Raw genomic sequence first — 26,713 nt, 5'->3', positions numbered from 1 at the left:
ATGCAAACAATAGCAGAAAGACTAAATTCCGCACTAAAAGGAATAGACCAAGCCGCTACCAGTGCACATCGTCCACCAAATTCTGTTAAATTGCTAGCGGTTAGCAAAACAAAACCCGTATCAGATATCATGGAAGCGTATGAAGCGGGACAACGAATGTTCGGTGAAAACTACGTACAGGAAGGTGTTGAAAAGGTTCAGGAACTTTCTCATCTCGATGATCTGGAATGGCATATGATTGGCCCAATCCAATCAAACAAAACTAAAATCGTCGCTGAGCATTTCGATTGGGTTCAGTCTGTAGACAGAGAAAAAATTGCTCGCCGCTTGAACGAGCAACGACCAGACTCATTGCCGCCGCTGAATGTATGTATTCAGGTGAATATTGATGACGAAGAGAGTAAGTCCGGTATATCTCCTGGCGAATTATCTTCGCTTATCGAGTTCATTGAATCGCAGGAACGCCTAACGTTGCGAGGATTAATGGCCATTCCCAAAGCCAACCCAAGTGAAGAGCAGCAGCACAAGTCGCTCGCCAAACTTAAAGAATTATTCGACCACTACCATACATCACTGAGCAATTTTGATACCCTATCCGTAGGAATGAGTAGTGATATGACAGAAGCGATCCAGCACGGGTCGACGATGGTGCGCGTAGGTACCGCCATTTTCGGTAAACGAAATTAGGTCGACACCTCACTACACAGACTTAAACGAAACTAACAAATAGGATTTACATGCAACAGAAAAAATTAGCATTTATTGGCGCGGGTAACATGAGCCGCAGCATCATCAGTGGTCTTATCAAATCTGGTTACGCCAAAGAAAATATCTTGGCGGCAAACCCTTCCACACCCAAGTTAGACGGCCTGAAAGCCGAGTTTGGTATTCACACCACACAATCTAATGATGAAGCTTGCCAATTCGCTGATGCCATCGTGCTTGCGGTAAAACCACAAATAATGGGCGATATGTGCGCCGAGTTACAAAAGAACAATGACCTATCTGGCAAGTTGTTTATGAGTATTGCTGCCGGTCTTCCCGTCGCTCGGCTGCAAGAAATGCTAGGTGGTGAATACCCTGTTGTTCGTATTATGCCTAACACCCCAAGCTTATTGGGTAAAGGTATGTCAGGCATGTATGCCGACGACACGGTTTCAGAATCTGACAGACAATACGTTGACGATGTGATGAACAGCGTGGGCGAAACCGTATGGGTAGATAAAGAAGAGGGTATTAACGGCGTTATTGCTGCAGCAGGCAGCAGCCCTGCTTATTTCTTCTTGTTCCTGCAAAATATGCAGGAAGAAGCAATGAACATGGGCTTCGATAAAGCCCAGTCTCGCTTAATGGTTCAGCAGGCCATGTTAGGCGCAGCCGAAATGGTTTGTAACAACCCCGACCTTGAATTAAGCGAGCTTCGTGCCCAAGTTACATCTAAAGGCGGCACGACAGCAGAAGCCGTAAATACTTTCATTAATGAAGGTTTAAAAGACATTGTCAGCAAATCGATGCGCGCAGCAGTTTCGCGTGCAGAAGAAATGGCAAAACAGCTATAACGTTTTAGGAAAAGCACAACATGAATGCAACGGTATTTTTGATTGATACCTTATTTAGCCTTTATTTGATGGTGGTTATTCTGCGCCTGTGGCTACAAGTGGTTCGAGCAGATTTTTATAACCCAATGAGTCAATTTGTAGTAAAAGCAACCCACCCTATTGTGGGGCCGTTGCGCCGTGTTATCCCGTCAATCGGCAGATTCGACACCGCTACCTTTGTGTTGGCAATAGCAGTGTGCGCCCTAAAGCTCATCACGCTGGGCTTGATGTTTGGCGGTAGCCTCAACCCTGTTGGCATTGCAATACTGTCAGTGATTGGTGTGGTAAAAGAAACCTTATCGCTGATGTTTTGGGTGTTGCTGTTACGGGCTATTTTAAGCTGGGTATCACAAGGTCAGTCTCCTGTTGACTACGTTTTGTATCAGCTTACCGAACCGTTTTTAGCGCCTATCCGTAAGGTAATTCCTCCATTAGGCGGCTTGGACTTATCAGTGCTTATTGCCATCATTGCATTACAGTTTTTACAGCTACTGATCCAAGATACTTTCCCTATGTAATGAATGTCTACATACCGACATATCATTAAGATATCTGCGGTCCAAGCAATGACGTTTATTGCATCGTGAGCGGAAAAACACAGGTAAAAATGAAGGCAACGATAAGGTCTATCATGAATAAATCAAACCGAATAAAAAAAGGCTATTTGGCATTTCTTGCAATAGCTATGGCTTGCCTAAGCATCTCTGCTTTTGCCGAACAAAAGCAAACGCTGGGTGAATGGGATGTACATTACATGGTGGTCGGCACCCCATTTTTAACGCCCGAAGTTGCTGCTAGCTATGGCATCGTAAGAAGTAAGTTTAACGCGCTGGTGAACATTTCTGTACTCGACAAAGTTTCTGGCGAAGCGCAACGTGCAGACGTCACAGGTACAGCAAAGAACCTTTTAGGTAACGCTCGCAAGCTTACCTTCAAAAAAGTTGAAGATGGCGACGCAATTTATTATTTAGCTGTTTTACCGTTTCGCGATCAGGAAACCTTTAGGTTTGAGATTGGTGTACAAAAAGGTACGAGTAAACAAACGTTGAAATTCCAGCAAAAAATGTATGTTGATGAATAGATAGCGGCACATTTCAGCACTTTCGGGCATACATAGGTGTAACAACTAGTTTATGCGTTGCACCAAATCAGGGTTAATAAAATTAAACGCTTAAAAGCGAGATTTCCGTTCAACTGGTATCTCGCTTTTTTATTTTTATAAAAACTTGATGACTCTCCTTTACCATTTGCATGCAGTGGTAAATAATCAGAACAACTGGTCGGTCAAGCTAGCGTTTAACGGTAAACTTAGCTCGTAAACCATAAACCAGCCGCCTTCATAGCATATAAAAACAGAGAATAATTATGAATACGCCCGCATCGCAGCCTTCACCATACCCTCACTTACTTGAACCACTAAATTTAGGCTTTACTACGCTTCGAAATAGAACGCTAATGGGTTCTATGCATCTTGGCCTTGAAGAAGAAAAAGGCGGATTTGACAAACTCGCTGCATTTTATGCCGAGCGTGCGAAAGGCGGTGCAGGTCTTATCGTAACTGGCGGGATCAGCCCTAATATTTCAGGTTGGGTTGCGCCATTTGCAGGCAGAATGACCCGTTCGAGTCATGCCAAAAAACATCGTGTTATTACTGAAGCAGTGCATAAAGAAAACGGCAAGATCTGCATGCAAATTCTGCATTCAGGGCGTTACGGCTATCATCCGCTTGCCGTTTCTGCCTCACCTATGAAGTCGCCTATCACGCCTTTTAAGCCACGGGAACTTTCCTCACGGGGCGTAAGAAGTACCATTAAAGACTACATAAAATGTGCTAGCTTAGCTCAAGATGCTGGATACGACGGCGTCGAAATTATGGGCTCTGAAGGCTACCTTATAAACCAGTTTTTCTGCGAGCGGACCAATCATAGAAGTGACGAATGGGGCGGCAGTTTGGAAAACCGTGCTCGTCTTGCTATAGAGATAGTTAAAGGCGTACGGGAAAAAGTAGGTACTAACTTCATAATTATTTACCGACTGTCTATGCTCGACTTGGTTGAAGGCGGGGCTAAATGGGATGAAGTTGTGTACTTGGCTAAAGAAATTGAAAAAGCAGGTGCTACGCTTATTAATACCGGCATTGGTTGGCACGAAGCGCGGGTCCCCACTATTTCCACCTCGGTGCCTCGCGCGGCGTTTACATGGATAACCGAACGCATGAAAAAAGAAGTGTCTGTCCCTCTTATTACGACTAACCGCATCAATACTCCTGAAGTTGCAGAGTCGGTGTTGGCTCAAGGTCATGCTGATATGGTGTCGATGGCCCGCCCTTTCTTGGCTGATGCACACTTTGTTACCAAAGCCATGCGCAATGAATCTAAGCTTATCAACACCTGTATTGCGTGTAACCAGGCTTGCCTAGATCATGCATTTGAGCAAAAGCGTGCAAGCTGCCTAGTTAATCCACAGGCATGCTATGAAACTGAACTGACTTTTGAGCCCACCCAAAACAAGAAAAAGTTAGCGGTTGTAGGTGCAGGTCCAGCTGGACTGGCATTTTCCATGTATGCCGCTGAACGTGGTCATGACGTACACTTGTTCGATAAAGCCGCTGAGATTGGCGGGCAGTTTAACTACGCTAAACAAGTGCCTGGCAAAGAAGAGTTTTACGAAACATTACGCTATTTCGATAATCAGTTGGCACGTGTTGGCGTTACTATCCATCTTAATACTGACGTGAATGCTGAAAACCTTGCTAAAGGCGGCTTTGATGAAGTCGTGTTAGCAACCGGTATCAACCCACGTAAACTGACAATTGAAGGCCACGACCACCCCAAAGTGATGAGCTATTTGGATGTATTGAGAGACCACAAGCCGGTAGGCAAAAAAGTGGCAATTGTGGGCGCTGGCGGCATCGGTTTTGATGTAGCAGAGTTTTTAGTTGAGCATGAACACTTAGCCAAAGATAAGGATAAATGGCTTGACCACTGGGGTATCGATAAAGATTATTCAACGCCGGGGGCGCTCAAACAAAAAGCGATAGAGCCTTCAGACCGCGAAGTTTATTTACTTCAGCGTAAGACCTCAAAAGTAGGCAAAGGGCTTGGCAAAACAACCGGCTGGATCCACAGGCAATCATTAAAACACCATAATGTCCAAATGATAAATGGTGTGAGCTACGAGAAAGTGGACGATGAAGGCCTTCACGTACTGATTAACGACACGCCTAAAGTACTGCCAGTCGATAACGTCATAGTCTGCGCAGGCCAAGAGCCGTTTAAGCCTCTCCAAGAACCGCTGGAAAATGCGGGATTAACTGTACACATTATAGGTGGGGCTGATGTAGCTGCAGAGCTAGACGCCAAGCGCGCGATTCGTCAAGGCGCGGAGCTCGCAGCATCTATATAAGACTACTCATTGATACGCTGCAAGGCCTCAAGCTTTGCAGCGTATAGGCCGCGATTAGACTGATATGATAGCGATACTGCCTTTTTCATCATGACGAGCGCCCTCTCGATATTATCCCTAAAGTAGTACGCTTTCGACAGGCCGAGATAGCCCTCGGCTAAATATGGTCCTTCTTCCACTGCTCGTCTATAGAATACGGTGGCACGCTCGTAGTCCCCCTTTTTTAGTGCAACATTCCCCAGATCGTACCACCGATAAGGATTGCTATCATCAGCACGCAAATAAAGTTCCCCCAAACGACTGAGTGCTTTTTTATCACCAACGCTATCTAAGAGAACTGCGTAATTTGTAAGCGTATGAACAGATTTATTCTCATTGTCGATAACAAACTCGTAAAGGTTTCTAGCCTGCTCGTGTAGACCATGCTTTCGGTATAGAACGGCGAGAGTATTTATCGTCTCTGGGTTTTTATTGTCAAGATTCATCGCTTCAGATAAGTAGCTATAGGCAAGGTCGCCACTTTTGTTTCCCATTACATTAGCTGCCATATTCTGGTAGTACATGGAAATGAAGGCTTCTTCCCCTATATACTCACCGAGAGCATTGGATGCTGAAGGAAAGTAGTCTATTACGGCTCTACTCCTAAAGAAAATCACTCCATCTTGTTTTTCATGCTGAGGTTCAAGCACAATACTGCGCACATGGGTTGAGGTAGTAAGAACACCATTAACTCTGCGATAAAGAGGTGGGGTATGAATTTGTTGATAATACACTTCAAGGCTTACTAGTTTTGCTAACGCAGTTGTTAGCACAGCCAAAGTCAAACAATTTCCCGATTGTTTGCTTAGCGCTTCCGAAGCGGTCAAAGTATCACCAGCATAATCGAAGTGTTCTAGAAGCTTGTTGAGGTAGTCCGCTAGTCTAAAGTTGGGAGCAATGTCTTGATTTTCCGGCGCATAATAGTATGAAAGAAATTTTTGCTGCTGTTCTAAACTTAATGAAAAAAGTGAACTGGGCTTTTCTACTGGCGTGTACTTAAACGTAGAGTTCTCCCATTCAGGTTCTGCTATTACAGATTCGCTCTCTACCACTTTTGTCACTGGCAAATTCTGGCAAGCAGACAAGATGGCTATCACTGCTACACCTATTGCCAATCGAGCCATCGACTTGATTTCTTTCAATATCGTTCCCTCTCAATACAGTTTCCTTGATGGCAGCAGCCTTTGAAGGCTTAATACCAATATACGTAAGCAAATTACTATTCGACAAACGTCTGTCTTCAAAAATATGCTACATCGAAGGTATCAGATTGGTGTGATATTGATCAACAGCCTTTACTATTGCGCTTTTTAAATTCAGACTGACTACACAAATCAAAACATGTCTTGAACTTCTAAATATTGCTCAATGAGCAAATAAATGAAATAAGACACAGTTACACAGCCTTTCTTTTTATTTAAAATTCAAAGGTATCTACCTTAATTAGAGTGAAATTTACACTCCACAGCAACCTTCTATTTGATAGTCGGTATACGGAATGCAGAAAAGATATTGCCAACGCTAGCAGTACAAAAAAGCCAGTAATATAAGGGATGTGCCCCCGCAATTGGAATGTCCAACTATTGGGGGTCACTTCAACCGTATCTACTGGCCTATTGTGTATCTATATACTGTCTTTAGCTTTTCTGGCTCGCAATCCAGCGGTCAATTTTTTGTTCAAGAATGGCCAAAGGTATACCACCTGTATTTAGCACTTGCGCATGAAATTCTCGGATATCGAAATCATCACCCAGCGCTTTCTCTGCACGAGCGCGCAATTCTTGAATTTTAAGTGCGCCGACCTTGTAAGATAGTGCCTGTGACGGAATGGCGATATAACGCTCTACCTCTGCCACAACTTCTGTACGTGTCATACCTGAATTATCAAGCATAAAGTCGATAGCTTGTTCACGGGTCCATCCTTTGGCATGGATACCCGTATCTACCACCAAACGCATGGCGCGCAGTTGTTCATCTTGAAGCGTACCATAGCGATTCCATGGGTCAGCGAAGAAGCCCATTTCGTAGCCTAACGTTTCAGAATAAAGCGCCCAACCTTCACCGAAGGCTGGAAGGAAGCTAAAGCGCATAAATGAAGGCAGCGCCTCATTTTCCTGCGCTAGACTCACTTGGAAATGGTGACCCGGCGCGCCTTCGTGTAGGTACAAGGTAACGTTTCCTGTGGTTAAGCGACTAGGAAGGTCATACGCGTTAAAGTAAAAAGTACCTGGGCGCGAACCATCGGGCGTGCCCGGCTGATAAGAACCACCCGCGCTAAATTGCTCGATAGCAGGGTCGTAAGGTTTTATTTCTAGCTCAGATTTGGGCAATAAAGAAAAGTACTGATCAATTTTCTCGTCAACTTCGCGGCCAATATCGTAATAGCTTTGCGTTAGTGCCTCGCGACTTTCAGGCTTAAACTTAGGATCGTTACGAACATAGTCGAAGAACTCGTTTAGCGTCCCTTCAAACTTCACTTCATCCTTAATTTCAAGCATGTCGTTTTTAATACGCTTAACTTCTTTTAAGCCCAACTTGTGAAGTTCATCAGGCGTCATTGGCAGTGTCGTTGAACCTTCCACCATAAGCTGATAAAGCTTCGCACCACCTTTCATATCGCTAAGGCCAATGCTTTCACGGGCTACGGGAAGATACTCGTCGCGAAGGAAGTCACGCATACGCGTTGTTGCATCGTAAATCTCTTGCGTCGCTTTCTCGTATTCAGCGGTTAAACGGGCTTTTTCTTCATCAGAAAAGCTCTCTGGGAACATGGTGATTGGCCCCCAATATTGTGACTTTTTAATTGGGATAGCTAACTGAGTATCAAACTGCTTGATAACGCGGTCGATAGTAAGCTTGGTTTCAAGCACGCCACTTTCCATGCCTTCTCGAAACTTATCGATAGCGCGGTCAGAAATCGCAATATAATCCTCATGGCGAGATAGGTTATTTTCGTAATCCTCTACCGTTTTAAATGGCGCTGCGCCCTTTCCGCTCGCAAAGGTTGGATAAAAGGTGTGAAACCCGCTGAAGTGGTTAACAGGGCGAACTTCAGTTAGCGCTTCAATCTCGTCTGTCGACATTTTCAGCGAGCGCTCTTGATTGTATTTAAATACATCGTAGGCAAGCTTGTCTGTATCGCTTAATTGACTACGGTCAATTTGTTTAAGCTCTGACAGGTTTAGCAGTGTGGCCGTTTTGCCAGCTAATGCATGGGAGTCTGTTAAGAAATCGCCCATTCTATCTGCATAGCGCATATCGCCACGGAAAATAGCCATAATGGGGTTTAGTTCTATATTCCGCTGGTCGGCAGCCGCAAAGAGTGCAAAAAGCTTATCGTGCTCAGATGCATCCTTCGTCGCCGACACACTTGCTTTGTCGATTGGCTGCTCTGCATGGTTATGGGCCAATGCCGAGGCAGCGCTGAGGCCTAATGCCATAGTTACTGCGCTACTGACTAGTAGTGTTTTAAATACTTTCATTTTTGTTCCTTGTTGTAATCGCCGTTATCTTGCGGGTGTCTCGCGAATATCTCGCCGCCGCGTTGAGTTAAAGGCGCTGTCGTTTTTTAATTCGTTGTAATTTTAAGTGCTACACAGCTTAGCGGGTGCGCTAAACCACCAGCCGTTATTTAAACCACGCTTGCTGCATTTCTATGAAAAGCCTCAGCGTTAACTGCTTTTAAGAGAAGCTTTATAAGTCTCATCTTGAGATTATTGATATGCGTTATTAGTTTTCGGCTATCTGAGCCATTTCTTTTCGCCACGCTCTTTCATACGCTTCACGACTTAATACGCGCTGCGCGTAAACTGAAATATTTTCTAGTTTTCCATCTAATGTTAAGTCTAATTTGCTCCCTTTCGCCCAAGCTAAAATATGACCTGCTATAACGTCGGACATGGTAAACATGCTTCCGCACACAAATTCTTTGTCGCCAAGCATAGAAGAAAATACAGGCAACACGCGCTTAAACTCCCACACCGCTACATCTCGCATTTGCTCTAGCCTTTGCTCTTTAGGCAACGCAAAGGTGTGCTTCGCTAAGTTCCAGATAGGCTGTTCTAACTCGCTGGTAAGAAATAGCATCATCTCTTCGTACTTGGCTCTATCGAAACTGCCGGCCTCCGGAATGAATTCATACATGCCGTGTCTTTCAGCCAAAAAAGTGACAATAGCTGCTGATTCAGTCAAGGTACCTTCAGGTGTTGTAAGTACTGGGATTTTGGCGGCGGGGCTAATTGCCTTATATTCATCGGACAGATGCTCTCCTGCCTTTAAATCAATAACCTTGTAGTCGTAAGGTAAACCAATTTCTTCCAACGCCCATGCTATTCGTACCGAGCGCGTTTTCGGGTAGCCGTAAAGCGTATACATATCCCGCCCTTATCAAATTAATGTGTAATCACTTTAAGTCTAATACGCTAAGAGTGCTAGCGACATATTGTAACTGAGTTTTAACGGTGTAATTAAAGGTTTACCTAGCCACGGGACTTCAATTTTACGGAGTACATTACGTAAGATTTTCACAGAAAATTCATTTCTAATTTCGTAAGTTATCAATTTAACTCTTTAATACAATTAACTTTCCTTTCTACACATCAATAACCACGCGGGTTAGCTTCATTTTCCCAATCCTAATCGTCAATCAAATTCAATGTGGTTTGCTTTGTGCTGTTCTAACTGTGCAGTGCGCATGTAATTGCAAGGCAATATTTCAACATCTTAGTGAAGGAGAACACTATGAAAAAACGTTTACTCTCAACCCTAGCAGGGTCGGTATCATTAATAGTAAGTGCGGGCAGTTTTGCGGCGCATCACCAAGAAGATGGAAAAGATGTGGTGATGAATGATTTAAAAACGGGCAAAAGTATTGGTTCCGTAATGGTAAGCAGCTACGACGACGATGGCGTCGTGTTCACGCCAAAGCTTTCAGGCTTAATACCGGGTGTTCATGGCTTTCATGTTCACCAAAATGGTGACTGCTCACCTGCGATGAAAGATGGGAAAAAAGTACTCGGTGGCGCGGCTGGTGGACATTTCGACCCAGAACATACCGGTAAGCACCGTGAACCATGGTCTGAAAAAGGTCACGAGGGTGATCTTCCCGTACTTTATGTAGATGAAAATGGGAACGCCACAAAGCCAGTGTTTGCTCCCGAGCTTGAGTTAGAGGATATTGAAGGCCGTGCACTGATGATCCACGCAGGCGGCGACAATTATTCTGATTCACCTAAAAAGCTGGGCGGCGGTGGTGAGCGCGTCGCTTGTGGTGTAATTGGGAAATAAGCCTTGGAACGTATATTGAGAATTCAAATTAACTCGATGAACTCCAAAATCAAGAAAAGCGGCCAATGCCGCTTTTCTATAATCTGTTTGAAAAAAGGTTTTTGCTGTTTTCTCAGCTTTTGTTCAGTTTGTATTCCAACGTAATATTAGCGTTTAGAAGTTGAGATACGGGGCAATTCTCTTTCGCGTCCTGTGCAATTTTTTCGAATTCATCTTCGGTAATACCTTCGACATTGGCATCCAGGCTTAGCGCTGACTGAGTAATTTCAAAACCGTCATCGCTCTTCTCTAAAGTGATTTTAGCCGTCGTATTTAACTCGCCATCGTCATAGCCAGCGTCTGATAGTGCAAATGAAAGCGCCATTGTGAAGCAACTTGCGTGAGCAGCACCAATTAGCTCTTCGGGGTTAGTCCCTTTTCCGTCTTCGAATCGTGTATTAAAACCATAGGGTTGATTAGATAAGGCACCTGTTTCGGTAGAAATACTTCCCTTCCCTTTTTTGCCAAGTGGTTTGTACGCTGCACTACCTGATTTTACTATCGACATATCATTCATCCTTACATTTTTGACTGAACTTACTTCACGCTAAACGTTTTAACTGCCACGAACATATTCAAACTCTAACTGAACTGCTTTAAACAGAGCATTTAGCAATAAGCGGGTTAAAACCAATCTGCGGTCAAACAAATCGGCTTCTATGTAACATCAATAATGCAAACGCTTTGCCGACATCGCAATTTAGCGCTCCCCCCTATTATGCTTGGCCTCAGGAAAGAGCAGGCCTACACGTAAAGTAAGCTAATGCCTAAAAAGATAGTCAGACTACAGACTAAAATGAAAATTTTACGTGCTGCATTGCTTAATTTTTTTGAAAGGACAACGCTAAAAAGGTGGAGAACCAGCAGAAGACGAATACTGCGATGAAATATTTCGCGCACTTAAACGTTCTCTATTGGTGTGGCGTATATGATTAGGAAGTAGCTCAATAATTTTGCACCATTTCGACATGTCTAATTATTAGCGCAGACCTCGTCATCACAACAAAAGGTAAAAAATGAAATCAACTTTCTCTACATTACTTCTAAGCGCTGTGCTTAGTACCGCTATTTTTTTACCAGCATCTTATGCAGACGAAGCCGTTTTAGCGGGTGGCTGCTTTTGGTGTATGGAATCTGATTTTGAAAAGCTAGAGGGGGTAACCGATGTAGTCTCTGGCTTCACCGGTGGAAGTGTGCCAAATCCAACCTACAACGGCAATCACAAAGGGCACTATGAAGCGGTTAAAATAACCTATGATGGATCAAAACTTTCATATCGAGATATTCTTGATCATTTTTGGGTAAACATAGATCCCTTCGACAGCCGAGGCCAGTTTTGTGATAAAGGCCCAAGCTACTTAAGCGCCATATTTGTTGCTAACGACAAAGAGCGGGCAATTGCAGAAAAAACAAAGGCGGCAGTAAAAGCCCAGTTTCCGAATAAAGAGGTTGTTACACCTATTCTCGACGCCTCTACCTTTTATCCGATAAAGGGCGATGAAATTGGCCATCAAGATTTCTACAAAAAAAGTCCTGTTCGCTACAAATTCTATCGATGGAACTGTGGCCGCGACCAGCGTTTAAAGAAAATTTGGGGCGATAAGGCACTGGGAAAGAAAGGAACTTAAACCAGCAGCACGAAAGCTAGACCGAGCGATAAAACTTAGTCTGAACTGCTATCACGCCCAATAGAAATGGCAACGGGAATATAACCACCTAGCAAAGGCAACTCATCTATTACACCCAGCCCAAGCCCACTTCGCATCGACGTTGTGCTTATGTGGTTGCCTCTTTGTGATGCAAAACATACTGCTCGTTTTGCGTATTGTATGTGAAGTGGAAAGTCGACCCTGAAAGCTGGGCTATAGTCTGCAAGCGTTTTACGGTAAGTGTTAATGATTATCTGATTTATATTTTGGTGCAGTATTGATTTTTTGCTTAAAAGTCAGGGGTTTGATATTGCAAATACCATTATAACTATCTTAAAAAAAACACACCAGCCCATTTCCATTAACATAAACAAAACAATTAACCCGTTGAATTAAATAATAAATCTTATCAACTACCGTTACCTTGATAGCCTGAGGATGCTACGATCGTCTCCAGTCGACGGATAGGTGTAGAAGGAACAAAAGGTAATTTATGGGAAATCAAACTGACAAGATGGTCTCTATCACGGCGGATACCAACCACTCTCTTAACGAGGGCGAATATTCGCTGGCCACCATTACATTTTGGCTGGCTTTCGGTACATTCGTGATTGGTTGTAGCGAGTTTGCTGCAATGGGTTTATTACCTTACTTCGCTGAAGACTTTGGCATTACCGAACATATCGCAGGCTACGCAATTAGTGCCTATGCCATTGGCGTGGTTGTTGGGGCGCCGCTCATCACTATTTTCTTTTCTCGGCTTGCCCGCCGCACCATGCTTATTTCAATGATGGTGTTTTATGCCGTTGGAAACCTATTTACAGCGCTGGCATGGTCAGAATGGACAATGAATATCGCTCGTTTTATTGCCGGCCTTCCTCATGGCGCTTATTTCGGTATCGCCATGCTATTTGCTGCAGATATTGCTGGCAAAAATAAACGGGCGCAAGCCGTCAGTAACGTCATTCTAGGCTTGGCTATCGCCAATATTATTGGTGTGCCGTCAATCAGTGGCATAGGGCAAGTGTTTGGTTGGAGAACTGGGTTCTTCATGATTTCGGCTTTCGCATTGATAACTGCGTTAATGGTATGGAAAACCGCACCGTACCGTGGCCCTAACCCAGATGCAAAACCGCTCACTGAGCTTAAGGCGCTAAAAAATAAAGATGTTTTGCTAGTCCTACTAATGGGCGCTATCGGCTTTGGTGGTATGTTTTCGGTGTACTCCTACTTCAGTGCCTCGTACCTGAGTACCACCACAACCCCAGAATGGGGAATATCTGTAACCTTATTAATTTACGGTATTGGCGTAACGCTGGGTAACATTATTGCCGGGCGTTATTCTGAAGGGCGACTGCTCACTTCAGCCATAATGTTTCAACTACTGCTTGGCTTATCAGCAGCTGCGTATGCCGCGTCTATGGGCAACCCGTACCTCATGGCAACATCGTTATTTTTCATCGGTATTGGCGGTGGCATGGTCGTACCGCTACAAACCAGGCTAATGGACGTTGCTGGCGACGCACAAACACTGGCTGGAGCGATGAATCACGCGGCATTCAACACGGCAAATGCGTTGGGACCTTGGCTTGCTGGTATGGCATTATCCGCAGGCTATGGCTATGCTTCAACCGGCTGGGTAGGTCTTGCTCTAGCCTTGTGTGGTGTACTCGTTTGGCTGACAATAGTGATGTCGGCGCGCAAACCTAAAGTACAGAAAGAAGCAGTATCCGGTTAAACAGCTGATTAGTGCTGGCAGATTCGTTTGCCAGCACGCCTTAATCAGGTCATTCAATGTATGTCGCTGTCATTCGTGTGATGACCACTAAATTCATTTTCTTTTTCCCGCCTAAAGCATTCAAAAGATCTATATTTCTAATTAACAGAACTTTCTCTTACTTAGCTTCAAAGAGCAGAGGCGAACACAACGATAGCCAACATTTTATCCTCACCAAAATCAAAGTTAACATTAAATTAACGATAATTTTTCTTTTAATTTGGCATTTTTTGACTATAAGTTAACGTTGGGTGCTCACATAACGCTTAGAAAAATCAAATACAAAGCGATAAAAGTGCGCAAGAGTATTCACTACCAGTCCTGTCAACAAGAGAAAAACACATGAGCAGACCAACTCTCAACTTGTTAAGTCTAGCGTCAATTGTAAGCGCTTCCATGCTTTTAAGTGGCTGTCAAAACGATGACGAAGCTATAGGCGGCCAGCTTGAAAATCCACCTCCTCCTACTTCAGCAAATTTCGAGCTTGTTTGGGCTGATGAATTCGACGGCTCCGCTGTAGATACGAGCAAGTGGGAAATACAAGTTGGAGACGGCACGTCAGTGGGATTACCGCCAGGATGGGGTAACAATGAATTACAATACTACACTGCCGACAATATCACTGTAGAAGACGGAACGTTAATTATTGAAGCACGTGTTGGTGACTCTCCAGATCCTAATTTTGCTTACACTTCCGGCCGCATGCGAACGCAGAGTTTGTTCGATTTTACGTATGGTCGAATTGAGGCGAGTATTAAAGTCCCCGAGGGTGTTGGACTTTGGGCCGCTTTTTGGACTCTTGGCAGCGATCCTTCGCCATTTGGCGAGTGGGCGGCGCGTGGTGAGATAGACGTAATGGAAAGCTTCGGTCAGGCTACGCCATTTGTCGCAGCGACAGCACACTTTGGTCAGCGATTTCCACTGAATGTTAGCGAGTCTAAAACTTACGATATCGACCCTACTGATGGTTTTCACCAATACGCGGTTGAGTGGGACTCACAGCGCATTCGTTGGTTTGTAGACGGTGATCATTATTTTACAATCAGTAGAGATACCTACTGGAATTACTATTTCAAAAACCAAATGGAAGGGTTTCTCTCTGGTGAGGACGATGCACCTTTCAATGAAGACCAACACCTTATTGTTAATTTGGCCGTTGGAGGCAATCCTGCAGGTGTACCCAACCCCAATGACGCAGACGTATTTCCTGGGCAACTTTTGGTTGACTATATCCGCGTTTATCAATGCCCTCTACCACCTGTAGGCGATGGTCTTGGGTGCGAAAATAGTATTGATGAGGTAGACCCATTTGTTATCACTCAAGGAGGCGACGGTACGCCGCCCCCACAAAATGTCGTCGTAAATACGTTCCCTCTGTATGACGATGCTCCGGGCGTATTATTTAGCGGCACTAACAGCGAAAGACCTTTGGGCATTGGTGTTTTCGACAATGACGGTGCGCTAACCGTTGCTGAAGTAGAGTCAAGTGACACGACGAGAGGTACGGTAATCGAAGTCACTACCAGTGGCGGTGGAAATATTCAAATAAACGACCCAGAAGGCAACACCTTTGAGTTATTTGGAATGGGTAGAGCCGACAACAACGAGTTTTATGGCGGCGAATTAAAATTTGACGTGTACATCGACAGTGCCGACACGCAAGCGACCGCGCTGCAAGTAGGCGTTGACAGCGGCTTTCCAAACATTGGATTTACTCAAGTTCCACTTGCTAACCTTCCTACTGATGAATGGACATCAGTATCTCTAGCACTAAGTGACGTTATCCAAAGCAACATTGGTGCGTTTGGCGGCGGTCCGATGAATGTTGAGGAAGTCGTAAACCTTATTGTACTTGAACCAGTAGGTGGCGCTGCGAAAATGCGGTTCGACAATATACGGCTCGTGTGCGGAACTCCACAAACTGAGCCGTGCGGTATTGTTCGAATTACTACCGTGCCGCAAAACGTATTCATTGATGAGGTTGACCCCTTCTGGACGTTTGGCATAGGCGCAGTCGATAGCGGTTCTGGTTTTGAAACTTACACCGATGGAAGCAATCCCGATGGTGTTAACAAAATAGAATGGGAAATTGTCACCAGCGACGATGCATTGCGAGACCAAGTTATCGATATCACCTTCAATGGGGATGGAGAAAACGGCGTATGGTTTATCGCAACAGACCCTCAGAATTTAGCAGGGTACAATAATGGCGCAGTGGTGTTTGATTTGTTTGTTTCAGACTTTGGTAGCGACACAAACACCATTACTATGCAAATAGATTGTGTGTTCCCTTGCACGAGTGGACCACAAGACTTGGGCCGACCTGCTAATGGTGAGTGGCAGGAAATTGAAATTCCTCTCAATCAACTCATTAACGCTGGGCTGAACACCACGACAGTCAGTGCTGGTTTGGTGCTTTCAGTTACGGACGTGAATGCCACCACTTCGTTCACTATCGATAACGTTCGTTGGGAACCGTTCACCGATATCGTGGAAGAAGAAGTACTACCGCTAAGTTTTTACGCAGACTTTGAAGGCGTTGACCCTCAAGCCACTGCACTAGGTAACAACTGGATGAGTTTTGGTACGGCTTTTACTGCTGACGGCAGCTTTGTTTATAACTATGGCGCACCATTTGGTACCCCACTCAACTCTAATAGCTTTGCGAATATTGCCGTAGGACAAGGCGATGCAGCGCAGGGCTCACAACAGCTAGTATTGTTCAATGATTATAACAATGCTGATCATGGTAATGGCTTATTTATAGAAGCGGCAACGTTCCAACAGTTTAATTTGGTTGCCGAAGACGCCGGCACCTACACCTTTAGCTTCGATGCAAGAGCACCAAGCGAAGGCGCAATTGCTGATCCTACAACAGCCACCGCCTATGTACAGACGTTAGATCCCAGCAATGGATTTTCAACCACCGCACGGGTAGAAATTGACCTGTCGGCGATATCAGGTAGCGACTGGCAAACTTATAGCGTCAACTTTGACATCACCGGCGCTATGGCAGGCCAATTACTAGAGTTTGGTTTCACCTCTAGGACAACCAACTTTGCGCCTTCAGCCATCATTGTTGATAACGTTGACTTTGATAAAGCACTACCGGGCGTGTTCTACGAAACAGATTTCGAATCTGGTAACGCCGGTGCAGGAGAAATTGGTGACGGATGGCTGAGCTTTGCAGCGGTATTTGCTAATGGTAACTTCGCCTATAGTTACGGTCCATTCCCCTCTCCCAATAATACGGGCGGGTTCACAAGCTATGCCACTGGCGAAGCCGGTGAAGCGCAAGGTACTCAGTACTTAAACGTATTCAGTGATTACAATAACGGTGACCATGCTAATGGCTTGGTGATTGAAGCAGCGAGTTTCCAAGAGACCGTGTTCAGCGCGTCTGACGCCGGTACCTACGTGTTCTCATTTGACGCTAAAGCACCGTTTGAAGGAGGGATTGCCCCACCGACGACTGCTTATGCCTACATCAGAGTACTCGATCCTAACAACGGTTTTGCTTCGAGTGTGGATATAAGAGTTGATGTAAGCGAGGTAAGTAACACTGAGTGGGCGCGCTACACTGTGGAGGCGACATTGGACGAGAGTCTAGACGGTCAAATCCTGCAATTTGGCTTCTCTAATTCAGCTACTGACTATAACCCTAGCGGTGTCTTCTACGACAACGTTAACTTCTCCATCGTGGAATAGGGAGGTCGAAAATGAAATTTTTTAATCGAGATTTTAATGACATGCCAATAAATACAACATCGGTCTTGGCAGGGAAGATAAGAGCATTCGGACACTGCATCTTGGCCTCTTCCATCGTCTTAGGTAGCGCATCGGCGCTTGCTCAAGATACAGAGAAAACTGAGGAAGAAAAGAAAGCTGACTTAGAACGCATTGTGGTAACCGTAGAACGTCGGTCACAAGACATTCAAGATTTGGCAGGAACGGCATTTGCTTTTTCTGGCGAAGACCTGAAAGCGCAAGGTATCCAGGATATTACCGATATTTCTGAGTCTATTCCCGGTTTAGAAATTGGTAACAATCAGGGCAACGTTGAAGTATGGATTCGAGGGATAGGCAGCTCTAATAATACAGAGCTCGGTGACCCGGCTGCGGCGACGCATTTAGACGGCGTATATATACCACGCCCATCTGGTATCGGTTCAGCATTTTTCGATATATCACGCGTTGAGGTAAACGTTGGTCCTCAAGGTACACTGCGGGGAAGAAATGCAACCGCAGGGTCTGTAAATATTATCCCTTGGCGCCCAGCTATTGGTCAGTGGAATGGCAGTGCCGAAGTTGAGTTCGGTAACTACAACCATCGAACGATAACCGGCGCATTAAACATACCCGTCAATGACGTATTGGCCTTTCGTGTTGCCGGTATCAAAACCGACCACGACTCGTATTACAATGATGTTGGCCCGCTCGATCTTGAACTTGCGGAAGCCGCTGATAACCTAGGCTTAAGATTTCAAGCGCTCTACGAACCTAATGACGACTTAAGCATTTACATGTCTTACGACTTTGCTAGAGAGCAAGGCACGGGTTACACGGGTACAAACTACGCCTTGCCACTTGGTCTTGGCATAGACCCCGACACCATTGAAGACCCCCGTGACGTAGTTGGCCGCGGTTTTTCTCCCATCCAAGACACTATTCACGATGGCTTCAAGCTTGAGGTCACCTATGACTTGGGTAAAGTTAAGCTGGAATATAATGGAAGCTATCGCGACCTAATCTACGACTATCAAGCCGCAACGCCATTATCACCAGATTTCCCTGGCGTTTTCGATGCCCTAGCCCCGTTGGATCAAGCACTTGACGATTTCTCTCGTTTCCAGTTTTTAACTGATTCTGAGTCAATCATCCACGAGCTACGTTTATTGTCTGACGACGATGCAAGCCGACTCACCTACACTGCTGGTATCTTTTTGTTTGATGAACGTCAACAAACATTCCTAGCATCTGCGGGAGATCGCGGCGGCTTTTTTCAGGGTGCTGAATTTAACCAGCCAAACACCGATACCGATTCATTTTCGATATATGGTGATGCCACCTACGAGTTCAGTGCAGACACACGCCTAACGCTAGGCTTACGTTACACCAAAGATACTAAGACGCGACAAGGTGTGAATGCGCGCTACGCTTTTGCGCTTGGCGGCTTCGATGTTAACACCGGTAACCCATTTGGTTGCTGTATGGGCGCCAGAGTAGGCACCGAGGGCTTCCAGTTCGCTGGGTTTGGGCGCTCTATTTACGACCCAGATCAAAATGGAGATGGTAATGTTTCTGATGACGAATTCTTAGCCTTCTACTTCGACGGTATAGCTCAATTTGGTGACAGAGACACCCTTGACGATATCTTTGCTAATGGCGTCACCCAAGGCGGCGCAGAAAACCGCCCGGCCTGCTCTGACAGTGATGTCACTGATGGACTTATCTGTAATGAGGATGGTACTCACTCCTTCGCAGTACCTATCTCGCCCAACAACTCCATAACCGTGCAGGATGGTCTTATAGATAATGAGTTTGTAGACTGGCGTATCAGACTTGAACACGACTTAAACAACGAGCAATTGTTGTATGGTCTTATTGCTACAGGTCACAAATCAGGTGGATTTAACGATACGTTTAGCGACCCCACAACTGGGTTAACGTTGGCCCCAACCTATCAAGAAGAAAGCGTTACATTGTTCGAGGTTGGTTCGAAGAACGAGTTCGATCTTGGTGATATTCCTACCACCTTTAACTTCTCGGCGTTTTACAATGATTATCGCGACCAGGTGTTTACAAACCTGTTATCGGTTGAACAAGCCCTTGAATTCAACTCTGGTGCACCTGTTGACCCACTTGATGCAACGCCAGGAGCACTGGTAGTGTCGTTTAGCTTTAACGCTGCAGACTCAGCAATTTATGGTATGCAGTTCGACGGTAAGTTTGAGCTACCTTACGACATTAACTTTAACTGGACTGCACTGTGGCTAGAAGCGGAGATTGAGAACAGTCAGGAAATACAAGATTCTCGTTTCCAGGCCGACGTAGCGCCAGATGAAGCCGTATTCCAGTCTATTGATGGTAATCGTCTGCCCCGCACACCGCGCTTCCAGCTTAACGCTTCATTAAGTCAAATTTTTGATATAGGTAGCGGCACCCTCGATTATGTTATTTCAACAGGGTGGCGCGACTCTCAATTCTTGACCATATTCAACAGCATTGATTATCAAAACCCTGATAATCCTCGTCGCCGACTAGACGATTCTGTTGATGCGTATTGGACAGTGGATGCGGGTATGGGCTATACCCATGGCGATGGTGCACTTCGTATAGAAGCTTTTGCAAACAATCTTTTTGATGAAGTGCGCACCGCTGCAACAATTATTACCCAGTTTGACAACACACGCTTTTTTACACGCCCAAGAACGTTTGGCGTGCGCGTAAGGTACACCTACTAATGTAAATGTTGAACAGCAGCGAAAATCGCTTAGTGTTGAATTAAGCAAAACCAACGCGCATATAAACCGAAAGGAGTATGCGCGTTATTTTTTATGACTCTTAAACGTAGTCAATATGCTGTATTTTCGACGCAAATAGGATTAAAGGAGAATAATGTGCAACGTTTCCCTATCATTGGAAGTCTGCTATTTGTATTCACTATGTTATCAGGTGGCGAAATAGCCGCAAAGCCAGTGCACGTAGAAGTGAGTAAACTCCCTGACGGAAGCTATAGCTTGTTACGCGATGGTAAGCCGTATTTAGTTAAAGGGGCCGGGGTAGATGGTGCCGATCTTGCCACTTTGGCTGCGCACGGGGCCAATTCAATTCGAACCTGGTCGATAGATGGTGGAGCAATGCCTGCTCAAGCTTTACTAGATAAAGCCCATGAGCTTGGAATGACCGTCTCTTTAGGCATTGATTTCGCTCGTGAGCGACATGGCTTTGATTATGATGATGAACAAGCTGTCGCTGCACAGCTTGAGAAGGTAAAAGCCAGCGTGCTGGCTCACAAAGACCATCCTGCCCTACTAACTTGGTTCATTGGGAATGAGCTGAATTTTGACTTTACTAACCCCAAAGTATACGACGCGGTTAATGAGGCTGCAGAATTGATTAAGTCACTTGACCCGCATCATCCAACCACAACCACCATTGCCGGGTTTGACAAAAAAGCCATGGACGCAATTACGCGCCGTGCTCCGTCCCTCGATTTCGTTAGTTTTCAGCTTTATGCTGATGTGGTCAATCTTCCTAAATACATTGAAAAGTATGGCTATGAAGGGCCCTATATGATCACCGAATGGGGCGCAGTGGGTCACTGGGAAGTATATGAAACTAAATGGGGTGCCCCCGTTGAAACTACCAGTTCAGAAAAGGCCAGTAACTACGCAAAAAGCTTCGTAAAGGCAATTGAGCCGGAAAAGAAACAACTCATCGGCAACTATGTTTTTCTTTGGGGGCAAAAGCAAGAACGTACAAGCACGTGGTACGGAATGTTTTTAGACTCAGGAGAGCGCACCGAAGCTATAGATGTAATGCACTATATATGGAAAGGAAAGTGGCCTGAAAACCGTACACCTAGGGTAAGCCCCATTGGTTTAGATGATAAGGTAGCGTTTGATAACGTTTTTCTTTTTTCCGGCGACAGTTATGAGGCAACGCTCAACGCAGTGGATCCCGATGGCGATAAGTTGCGATTTAGATGGGAAGTGAGAAAAGAGTCTACAGCCACAGAAGTAGGTGGCGACCGTGAAGTAGTGCCAGAGGAAGTATTAGGGCTGATAAAGAACCCTGAAGCACAGAAAATAACATTGAAAGCGCCAGAATCTCCGGGGGCTTATCGGTTGTATGCGTTTGTTTATGATGGAAAAGGTAATGCCGCACATGCGAACTTTCCCTTTTTCGTGAAATAGAAAAAGCGCTAGCGCGTTTTTATCTCTATAGGGTAACTGCGCGCTGGCGCTTCAATTAAATAAAGTTTCTCTCACTCTCTCGGTTTCGTTATCCAGGCGATTTTTTGCCCGACAACATTTGAGAAAATAACAACGATTCGTCGTAACACTAACCATCGAACTTTAAGCAATTATTCGGGCTCGCTTTTATGCTTATCATTAGTGCTAGCAGCATTTCCCCACACATTTTCAGGTATATCTCTAGGTGCTGCAGGAGCAAGCTCTTCAGCAGCGGCCTGCTTCTTCTCTTGATTTGACCATTTGACGCGAATTTTTTTCCCGTCAATAACCTTTGCGTTTAGCGCTTTAATGGCATTGTCGGTTTCATCTTGCGTGCTCATTTCAACAAAGCCAAAGCCTTTAGATAAGCCTGTTGCATCGTCCATCACCATGTCACATGACACAATGGAACCAAACTCAAAGAACAGATCTTCAAGACTTTCTTGGGTAAATGATTTAGGTAAGTTGCGAACTAGTATGCTCAAGGTATGACTCAACTCAGTTGATAATGATTGTAGGGTACATCGTAGCATGTGATCACGATAGCATGTGATCACGCGCCGTTTCTTTACCGCTCTTAAGGTAACGCCGAATAATACCAGTCTGCATGGATAAGTACCCAGAGAGGGGGCTTACCCCTCTTGGTTACGAAGAAACACAAGTTCCGTCGATGAACTTTGTTCTTCACTAAACTGATAGCCGTCTACGTCGAAGTTTTTTAAACCTTCAACGTCTTCTACACGGTTTTCAAGAATATAACGCGCCATCAAGCCACGGGCTTTCTTCGCAAAGAAGCTAATAATCTTATACTGGCCGTTTTTGCAATCTTTAAAGGTGGGCGTGATGATCATGCCATCAAGAGATTTCTTTTGAACCGCTTTAAAATATTCATTTGAAGCAAGGTTAATTAACACATTATCACCCTGCGCTTCCAATGCTTTATTCAGCACATAAGTAATGCGGTCATTCCAAAATGCGTATAAATCTTTGCCTTCTGGGTTGGTTAATTTAGTCCCCATCTCTAAACGGTAGGCCTGCATTAAATCGAGTGGGCGCAGCAGTCCGTAAAGACCAGATAGGATTCGAAGATGTTTTTGAGCGTATTCTACCGTTTCGCTATCAAGTGAATAAGCATCAAGTCCCGTATAAACATCGCCATTAAATGCATACATTGCCTGACGCGCGTTATCTGGCGTAAACGGTGTAGAAAATTCAGCAAACCGGTTGGCGTTTAAGGTGGCTAATTTGTCACTGATTTTCATAAGCGATGATAAGTCAGCGGGAGATAACGTGCGGCATACTTCCATTAAACGTTCCGTATCTCCAAGCATGACAGGCTGAGTAAACTGACTCACTGGAATGTCGCTTTCAAAATCTAGATTTTTCGCTGGGGATACTACAACTAACATTTCGACTCCTTAAATTTTATACCAATCCGCATAGATCATTGCCGACTCAGAAGGCGCTGGCAAGTTTCCTAGCAAAGCGTGGGAATGCAGGAATGGCTGTTCCCTTTCAAATTCCCAGAATGAAGCTAGGAAGCTTGCCAGACCTTCCCGAAGGGCGAGTTTAAAATGCCCGTACTCTTTGTTGTGCCACCTTGATGTAGGACCACTATACCTGCGGTGACACGCCGCGATTACGAACATTTTAACTCTCGCTGAGTGGGTAATGATCTATGCGGAATGGTATTACCCCCGTATTGTACCACCTGATACGCTTGAAAAAGCAAAATGGCATATAAAAGACGTAAATTGGCGTAACAGAGAAATCCGATTAGTGAATTTGTCATTATTCAATGTATGAATTGTCACACGGGTTTGATATAAATAGCAGTACAAAAAAATATTCAAACAATAAGTCAGATGCATCTTCTAGATGTGTGTCTTGATGACCAAAGCGCTAAATTTATTTTTGCCTCGTTCCTCAGTGGAATACGTATTTTGCAAAAAGAAAACGAGAGCGCGAAGCCCTACACACGCGCAAGCGAACCGTTTTATTCAACTGGCTTTTCCAGCGAGTTGTCCAAATTTATTTTGATAAAGAACAGAGAGAATTATGAGCAATCAGTTAGCTTCATTACGTGATATCACTACCGTTGTTGCCGACACGGGCGACATCGATGCCATTAAAAAGTATCAACCAGTCGATGCCACAACTAACCCGTCGCTACTTTTAAAAGCGGCTGGTCTTCCTCAATATGCAAGCCTAATTGATGATGCTGTAGCATGGGCAAAACTTCAGTCAAACGACGCTGACCAGCAGTTAACTGATGCTGCAGACAAGCTAGCAGTGACCATTGGTAAAGAAATCTCTGCAACTATTCCAGGCCGAATCTCGACTGAAGTAGACGCACGCCTATCGTTCGACACTGCCGCCACTATCGAAAAAGCGGAGCGTTTGGTTCAGCTATACGAAGACGCGGGTATCGATAAGTCACGCATTCTTATCAAAATTGCGTCTACTTGGGAAGGTATCCAGGCAGCAGAGGAACTAGAGAAGAAAGGCATTCAGTGTAACTTAACGCTTCTATTTAGCTTCGCCCAGGCACAAGCTTGTGCAGAGGCCGGTGTTTATCTTATCTCTCCATTTGTAGGGCGCATTTTAGACTGGTACAAAAAAGCGACCGGTACTGAGTCATACGCACCAGATGAAGATCCAGGCGTAGTATCTGTAACTAAAATTTACAACTACTATAAAGACCACGGCTACAATACCGTAGTGATGGGCGCAAGCTTCCGTAACATTGGTGAAATTCAAGCGTTGGCAGGTTGTGATCGTCTAACCATTAGCCCAGCACTGCTAGAAGAACTGGCAAACGAACCTGGCGAATTAGAAGTTAAGCTTAAAGACAATGGCGCTACAAAAACACCAGGTGACCGCTTAACAGAAAGCGAATTCCGCTGGGCAATGAACGAAGATGCAATGGCAACCGAAAAGCTGTCTGAAGGCATCCGTAACTTTGCCGCAGATCAGGAAAAACTTGAAACCATGCTTCGCGAAAAACTAAGCGCGTAAGGGTTATTGAATTAATGAGTGTTTTAACTTCTCTTCCTGAATGGAAAAAGCTGTCTGAACTTGCTGCAACGGTAAAAAATGCACACATGCGCGACTGGTTTGCACAAGATGCAAATCGCGCTGATAAGATGCAGCTTGAAGCCTGCGGTATTTTTCTTGATTACTCGAAGAACCGTGTAAATGATGACGCGCTTAAAGGACTTTTCGACCTCGCTCGAGCGTGCAAACTAGAAACCCTTCGCGACGCGATGTTTGCTGGTGAGCAAATTAACTCAACAGAAGGCCGCGCTGTGCTGCATACCGCGCTTCGTAACTTCTCTGACCGTAAAGTACTGGTAGATGGCGAAGACGTAATGCCTGAAGTGCATGCTACGCTTGCCAAAATTGAAGCGTTTACCGCGTCAGTTCACAGCGGTGAACACAAAGGTTATACCGGCAAGCCAATCAAGCACATTGTGGCAATCGGTATTGGTGGCTCGTTCCTTGGCCCTAAAATTATGACCGAGGCGTTAAAACCTCATACGGTTGAAGCGGTGAAGGTTCACTTTGTTGCCAATGTTGATGGTTGCCACATCCACGACGTGCTATCTAGCGTAGACTTTGAAGAGACCTTGGTAGTGATGTCGTCAAAGTCTTTCTCTACCCAAGAGACACTTCAAAATACACTTACGGCTAAAGACTGGTTCTTAAAGTCTGGCGGTACACAAGAAGATATCGCTAAACACTTTGTAGCTGTGTCTTCAAACGTTAAAGCAGCCACCGAGTTTGGTATTAGCGCCGACAATATCTTCCCAATGTGGGATTGGGTGGGCGGTCGTTACTCACTGTGGTCAGCTATTGGCCTGCCTATTTCACTTGCACTTGGCTTTGAAAACTTTAAAGGCTTGCTTGAAGGTGCGTTTGACATGGATACCCATTTCACAACCGCACCGCTAGAAGAAAACATGCCTGTATTGCTTGCGTTGTTGGGCGTTTGGTACAGAAACTTCTTTGATGCACAATCACATGTTTTACTGCCTTATTACCATTATCTTCGTGGCTTACCAGCTTACGTACAGCAGTTAGATATGGAAAGTAATGGTAAGGAAGTGACGCAAGAAGGCGAGAACGTGGACTACCCGACTGGCCCAATTATTTGGGGTAGTGAGGGTACTAACGGTCAGCACAGCTTCCACCAGCTTATTCATCAAGGTTCTGGTGTTATACCAGCAGACTTTATGCTGCCGCTTAACGTGCCTAATCAAGATGACACCCATCATGCCATGCTTGCGTCTAACTGCTTTGGTCAAACCCAAGCGCTCATGCAGGGTAAAACCTTTGAAGAGTGTTATGCAGACCTTGACGGTAAGGGCCTTGACGACGCAGAACGCAAACGCTTAGCCGCTCACAAAACCATGCCTGGTAATAAGCCTAGCAATACTTTCTTATTTGACAGCCTTACACCTAAAACACTTGGCGCGCTGGTTGCAATGTATGAGCATAAGGTATTCGTTCAGGGTGTTATCTGGAACCTTAACTCATTCGACCAATGGGGCGTAGAGTTAGGTAAAGTGCTAGGAAACCAAGTGCTTGCAGGCATTCAAGGCGAAGCGGACAAAGACAATTTCGACGCTTCAACACAACAATTGATTGCCAAATTCAGAGCAGCGAATGCACCAAAATAAGGAACACGAGGTGATTTAAAATCACCCACTTGGTGCAAATAACAAACTGAACGGCTAGCTTTTTCAAAAGCTAGCCGTTTTTTGTTGCGGTATTAATAGGCGATACGACAGGCGTTTTTGATATCTGAAGCACTGTACAATTGATTACTAAAAAACCAAAAATTATCAATTGCATACAGTTTTTGTTCGCGCTTTAAACACACTGGACTTTCCTTACCCTTGTCATCATATCGTCACAATTTGTTAATAAAAGGTAAACTAAACTATTTTATTTTAGTGT

20 protein-coding genes are annotated in these 26,713 nt (G+C 44.9%); 13 read left to right on the top strand and 7 right to left on the bottom strand.

Annotation, left to right across the window (positions count from 1 at the left end):
* From C6Y39_RS01500 to C6Y39_RS01480, 5 genes are all read left to right on the top strand, one after another.
* Positions 1-687 (top strand): YggS family pyridoxal phosphate-dependent enzyme, encoded by a 687-nt coding sequence (locus tag C6Y39_RS01500; RefSeq protein ID WP_105929557.1) that lies wholly within the window; start codon positions 1-3, stop codon positions 685-687.
* 50 nt (positions 688-737) lie between these two features.
* Positions 738-1,559, top strand: a complete 822-nt coding sequence (proC, locus tag C6Y39_RS01495; protein WP_105929556.1) for a pyrroline-5-carboxylate reductase — start codon at positions 738-740, stop codon at positions 1,557-1,559.
* 20 nt (positions 1,560-1,579) lie between these two features.
* On the top strand, positions 1,580-2,116 hold the full coding sequence (locus C6Y39_RS01490) for a YggT family protein (protein ID WP_105929555.1): 537 nt from the start codon (positions 1,580-1,582) through the stop codon (positions 2,114-2,116).
* An 89-nt stretch (positions 2,117-2,205) separates the two neighbouring features.
* Positions 2,206-2,679 carry a DUF4426 domain-containing protein gene (locus C6Y39_RS01485; protein ID WP_105929554.1) on the top strand — a complete coding sequence of 158 codons (474 nt, stop codon included), beginning with the start codon at positions 2,206-2,208 and terminating at the stop codon, positions 2,677-2,679.
* 284 nt (positions 2,680-2,963) lie between these two features.
* The gene (locus C6Y39_RS01480) at positions 2,964-5,003 is read left to right on the top strand and encodes an NADPH-dependent 2,4-dienoyl-CoA reductase (RefSeq protein WP_105929553.1); all 2,040 of its coding nucleotides are present in this window, start codon (positions 2,964-2,966) and stop codon (positions 5,001-5,003) included.
* Between the two features lie 2 nt (positions 5,004-5,005).
* Here C6Y39_RS01480 and C6Y39_RS01475 read toward each other — a convergent pair whose 3' ends face one another.
* The 3 genes from C6Y39_RS01475 to C6Y39_RS01465 all read right to left on the bottom strand — a co-directional run bounded on the left by C6Y39_RS01475 (position 5,006) and on the right by C6Y39_RS01465 (position 9,416).
* A complete protein-coding gene (locus tag C6Y39_RS01475) occupies positions 5,006-6,184 on the bottom strand; it encodes a tetratricopeptide repeat protein (protein ID WP_240618782.1) in 1,179 nt (392 codons plus the stop codon).
* Between the two features lie 495 nt (positions 6,185-6,679).
* Positions 6,680-8,524, bottom strand: a complete 1,845-nt coding sequence (locus tag C6Y39_RS01470; RefSeq protein WP_105929551.1) for a DUF885 domain-containing protein — start codon at positions 8,522-8,524, stop codon at positions 6,680-6,682.
* 247 nt (positions 8,525-8,771) lie between these two features.
* A complete protein-coding gene (locus tag C6Y39_RS01465) occupies positions 8,772-9,416 on the bottom strand; it encodes a glutathione S-transferase family protein (RefSeq protein WP_105929550.1) in 645 nt (214 codons plus the stop codon).
* A 366-nt stretch (positions 9,417-9,782) separates the two neighbouring features.
* Between C6Y39_RS01465 and sodC the strand changes: the two genes are divergently transcribed.
* Positions 9,783-10,328: a superoxide dismutase family protein gene (gene sodC / locus C6Y39_RS01460; RefSeq protein WP_105929549.1), complete on the top strand. Its 546-nt coding sequence runs from the start codon at positions 9,783-9,785 to the stop codon at positions 10,326-10,328.
* Positions 10,329-10,440: 112 nt separating this feature from the next.
* Here sodC and C6Y39_RS01455 read toward each other — a convergent pair whose 3' ends face one another.
* On the bottom strand, positions 10,441-10,875 hold the full coding sequence (locus C6Y39_RS01455) for an OsmC family protein (RefSeq protein WP_105929664.1): 435 nt from the start codon (positions 10,873-10,875) through the stop codon (positions 10,441-10,443).
* Positions 10,876-11,383: 508 nt separating this feature from the next.
* Between C6Y39_RS01455 and msrA the strand changes: the two genes are divergently transcribed.
* The 5 genes from msrA to C6Y39_RS01425 all read left to right on the top strand — a co-directional run bounded on the left by msrA (position 11,384) and on the right by C6Y39_RS01425 (position 21,712).
* Positions 11,384-11,995 carry a peptide-methionine (S)-S-oxide reductase MsrA gene (msrA, locus tag C6Y39_RS01450; RefSeq protein ID WP_105929548.1) on the top strand — a complete coding sequence of 204 codons (612 nt, stop codon included), beginning with the start codon at positions 11,384-11,386 and terminating at the stop codon, positions 11,993-11,995.
* Positions 11,996-12,509: 514 nt separating this feature from the next.
* On the top strand, positions 12,510-13,754 hold the full coding sequence (locus tag C6Y39_RS01440) for an MFS transporter (protein ID WP_105929547.1): 1,245 nt from the start codon (positions 12,510-12,512) through the stop codon (positions 13,752-13,754).
* A gap of 381 nt (positions 13,755-14,135) precedes the next feature.
* The gene (locus C6Y39_RS01435; protein WP_105929546.1) at positions 14,136-17,501 is read left to right on the top strand and encodes a glycoside hydrolase family 16 protein; all 3,366 of its coding nucleotides are present in this window, start codon (positions 14,136-14,138) and stop codon (positions 17,499-17,501) included.
* An 11-nt stretch (positions 17,502-17,512) separates the two neighbouring features.
* Positions 17,513-20,257, top strand: coding sequence for a TonB-dependent receptor (locus C6Y39_RS01430; protein WP_105929545.1), 2,745 nt, complete (start codon positions 17,513-17,515; stop codon positions 20,255-20,257).
* Between the two features lie 156 nt (positions 20,258-20,413).
* Entirely contained in the window at positions 20,414-21,712 is a 1,299-nt protein-coding gene (locus C6Y39_RS01425; protein WP_105929544.1) for a glycoside hydrolase family 2 TIM barrel-domain containing protein, read from the top strand.
* A 170-nt stretch (positions 21,713-21,882) separates the two neighbouring features.
* On the opposite strand, the gene C6Y39_RS01420 is transcribed toward C6Y39_RS01425, so the two are convergent.
* The 3 genes from C6Y39_RS01420 to C6Y39_RS01410 all read right to left on the bottom strand — a co-directional run bounded on the left by C6Y39_RS01420 (position 21,883) and on the right by C6Y39_RS01410 (position 23,400).
* Positions 21,883-22,236, bottom strand: coding sequence for an RNA recognition motif domain-containing protein (locus tag C6Y39_RS01420; protein WP_105929663.1), 354 nt, complete (start codon positions 22,234-22,236; stop codon positions 21,883-21,885).
* Positions 22,237-22,383: 147 nt separating this feature from the next.
* Entirely contained in the window at positions 22,384-23,160 is a 777-nt protein-coding gene (gene yaaA / locus C6Y39_RS01415) for a peroxide stress protein YaaA (RefSeq protein WP_105929543.1), read from the bottom strand.
* 9 nt (positions 23,161-23,169) lie between these two features.
* The gene (locus C6Y39_RS01410; RefSeq protein WP_105929542.1) at positions 23,170-23,400 is read right to left on the bottom strand and encodes a hypothetical protein; all 231 of its coding nucleotides are present in this window, start codon (positions 23,398-23,400) and stop codon (positions 23,170-23,172) included.
* Between the two features lie 409 nt (positions 23,401-23,809).
* Between C6Y39_RS01410 and tal the strand changes: the two genes are divergently transcribed.
* Both tal and pgi read left to right on the top strand, forming a co-directional pair.
* Positions 23,810-24,769: a transaldolase gene (gene tal, locus C6Y39_RS01400; protein WP_105929541.1), complete on the top strand. Its 960-nt coding sequence runs from the start codon at positions 23,810-23,812 to the stop codon at positions 24,767-24,769.
* 14 nt (positions 24,770-24,783) lie between these two features.
* Positions 24,784-26,433, top strand: coding sequence for a glucose-6-phosphate isomerase (gene pgi, locus C6Y39_RS01395; protein WP_105929540.1), 1,650 nt, complete (start codon positions 24,784-24,786; stop codon positions 26,431-26,433).
* Positions 26,434-26,713 lie beyond the last annotated feature (280 nt).

Source organism: Alteromonas gracilis (genome assembly GCF_002993325.1).
GTDB lineage: Bacteria > Pseudomonadota > Gammaproteobacteria > Enterobacterales > Alteromonadaceae > Alteromonas > Alteromonas gracilis.
This window is presented reverse-complemented; position numbering and strand designations above follow the sequence as displayed.

Bases quoted from the DNA above. Each gene is read 5' to 3' on its own strand.
- C6Y39_RS01490 (WP_105929555.1), top strand. From the start codon at position 1,580: ATGAATGCAACGGTATTTTTGATTGATACCTTATTTAGCCTTTATTTG.
- C6Y39_RS01435 (WP_105929546.1), top strand. From the start codon at position 14,136: ATGAGCAGACCAACTCTCAACTTGTTAAGTCTAGCGTCAATTGTAAGC.
- sodC (WP_105929549.1), top strand. From the start codon at position 9,783: ATGAAAAAACGTTTACTCTCAACCCTAGCAGGGTCGGTATCATTAATA.
- C6Y39_RS01485 (WP_105929554.1), top strand. From the start codon at position 2,206: ATGAAGGCAACGATAAGGTCTATCATGAATAAATCAAACCGAATAAAA.
- yaaA (WP_105929543.1), bottom strand. From the start codon at position 23,160: ATGTTAGTTGTAGTATCCCCAGCGAAAAATCTAGATTTTGAAAGCGAC.
- C6Y39_RS01480 (WP_105929553.1), top strand. From the start codon at position 2,964: ATGAATACGCCCGCATCGCAGCCTTCACCATACCCTCACTTACTTGAA.
- tal (WP_105929541.1), top strand. From the start codon at position 23,810: ATGAGCAATCAGTTAGCTTCATTACGTGATATCACTACCGTTGTTGCC.
- proC (WP_105929556.1), top strand. From the start codon at position 738: ATGCAACAGAAAAAATTAGCATTTATTGGCGCGGGTAACATGAGCCGC.
- C6Y39_RS01410 (WP_105929542.1), bottom strand. From the start codon at position 23,400: ATGTTCGTAATCGCGGCGTGTCACCGCAGGTATAGTGGTCCTACATCA.
- C6Y39_RS01430 (WP_105929545.1), top strand. From the start codon at position 17,513: ATGAAATTTTTTAATCGAGATTTTAATGACATGCCAATAAATACAACA.
- C6Y39_RS01455 (WP_105929664.1), bottom strand. From the start codon at position 10,875: ATGTCGATAGTAAAATCAGGTAGTGCAGCGTACAAACCACTTGGCAAA.
- pgi (WP_105929540.1), top strand. From the start codon at position 24,784: ATGAGTGTTTTAACTTCTCTTCCTGAATGGAAAAAGCTGTCTGAACTT.
- C6Y39_RS01440 (WP_105929547.1), top strand. From the start codon at position 12,510: ATGGGAAATCAAACTGACAAGATGGTCTCTATCACGGCGGATACCAAC.
- C6Y39_RS01470 (WP_105929551.1), bottom strand. From the start codon at position 8,524: ATGAAAGTATTTAAAACACTACTAGTCAGTAGCGCAGTAACTATGGCA.
- msrA (WP_105929548.1), top strand. From the start codon at position 11,384: ATGAAATCAACTTTCTCTACATTACTTCTAAGCGCTGTGCTTAGTACC.
- C6Y39_RS01500 (WP_105929557.1), top strand. From the start codon at position 1: ATGCAAACAATAGCAGAAAGACTAAATTCCGCACTAAAAGGAATAGAC.
- C6Y39_RS01465 (WP_105929550.1), bottom strand. From the start codon at position 9,416: ATGTATACGCTTTACGGCTACCCGAAAACGCGCTCGGTACGAATAGCA.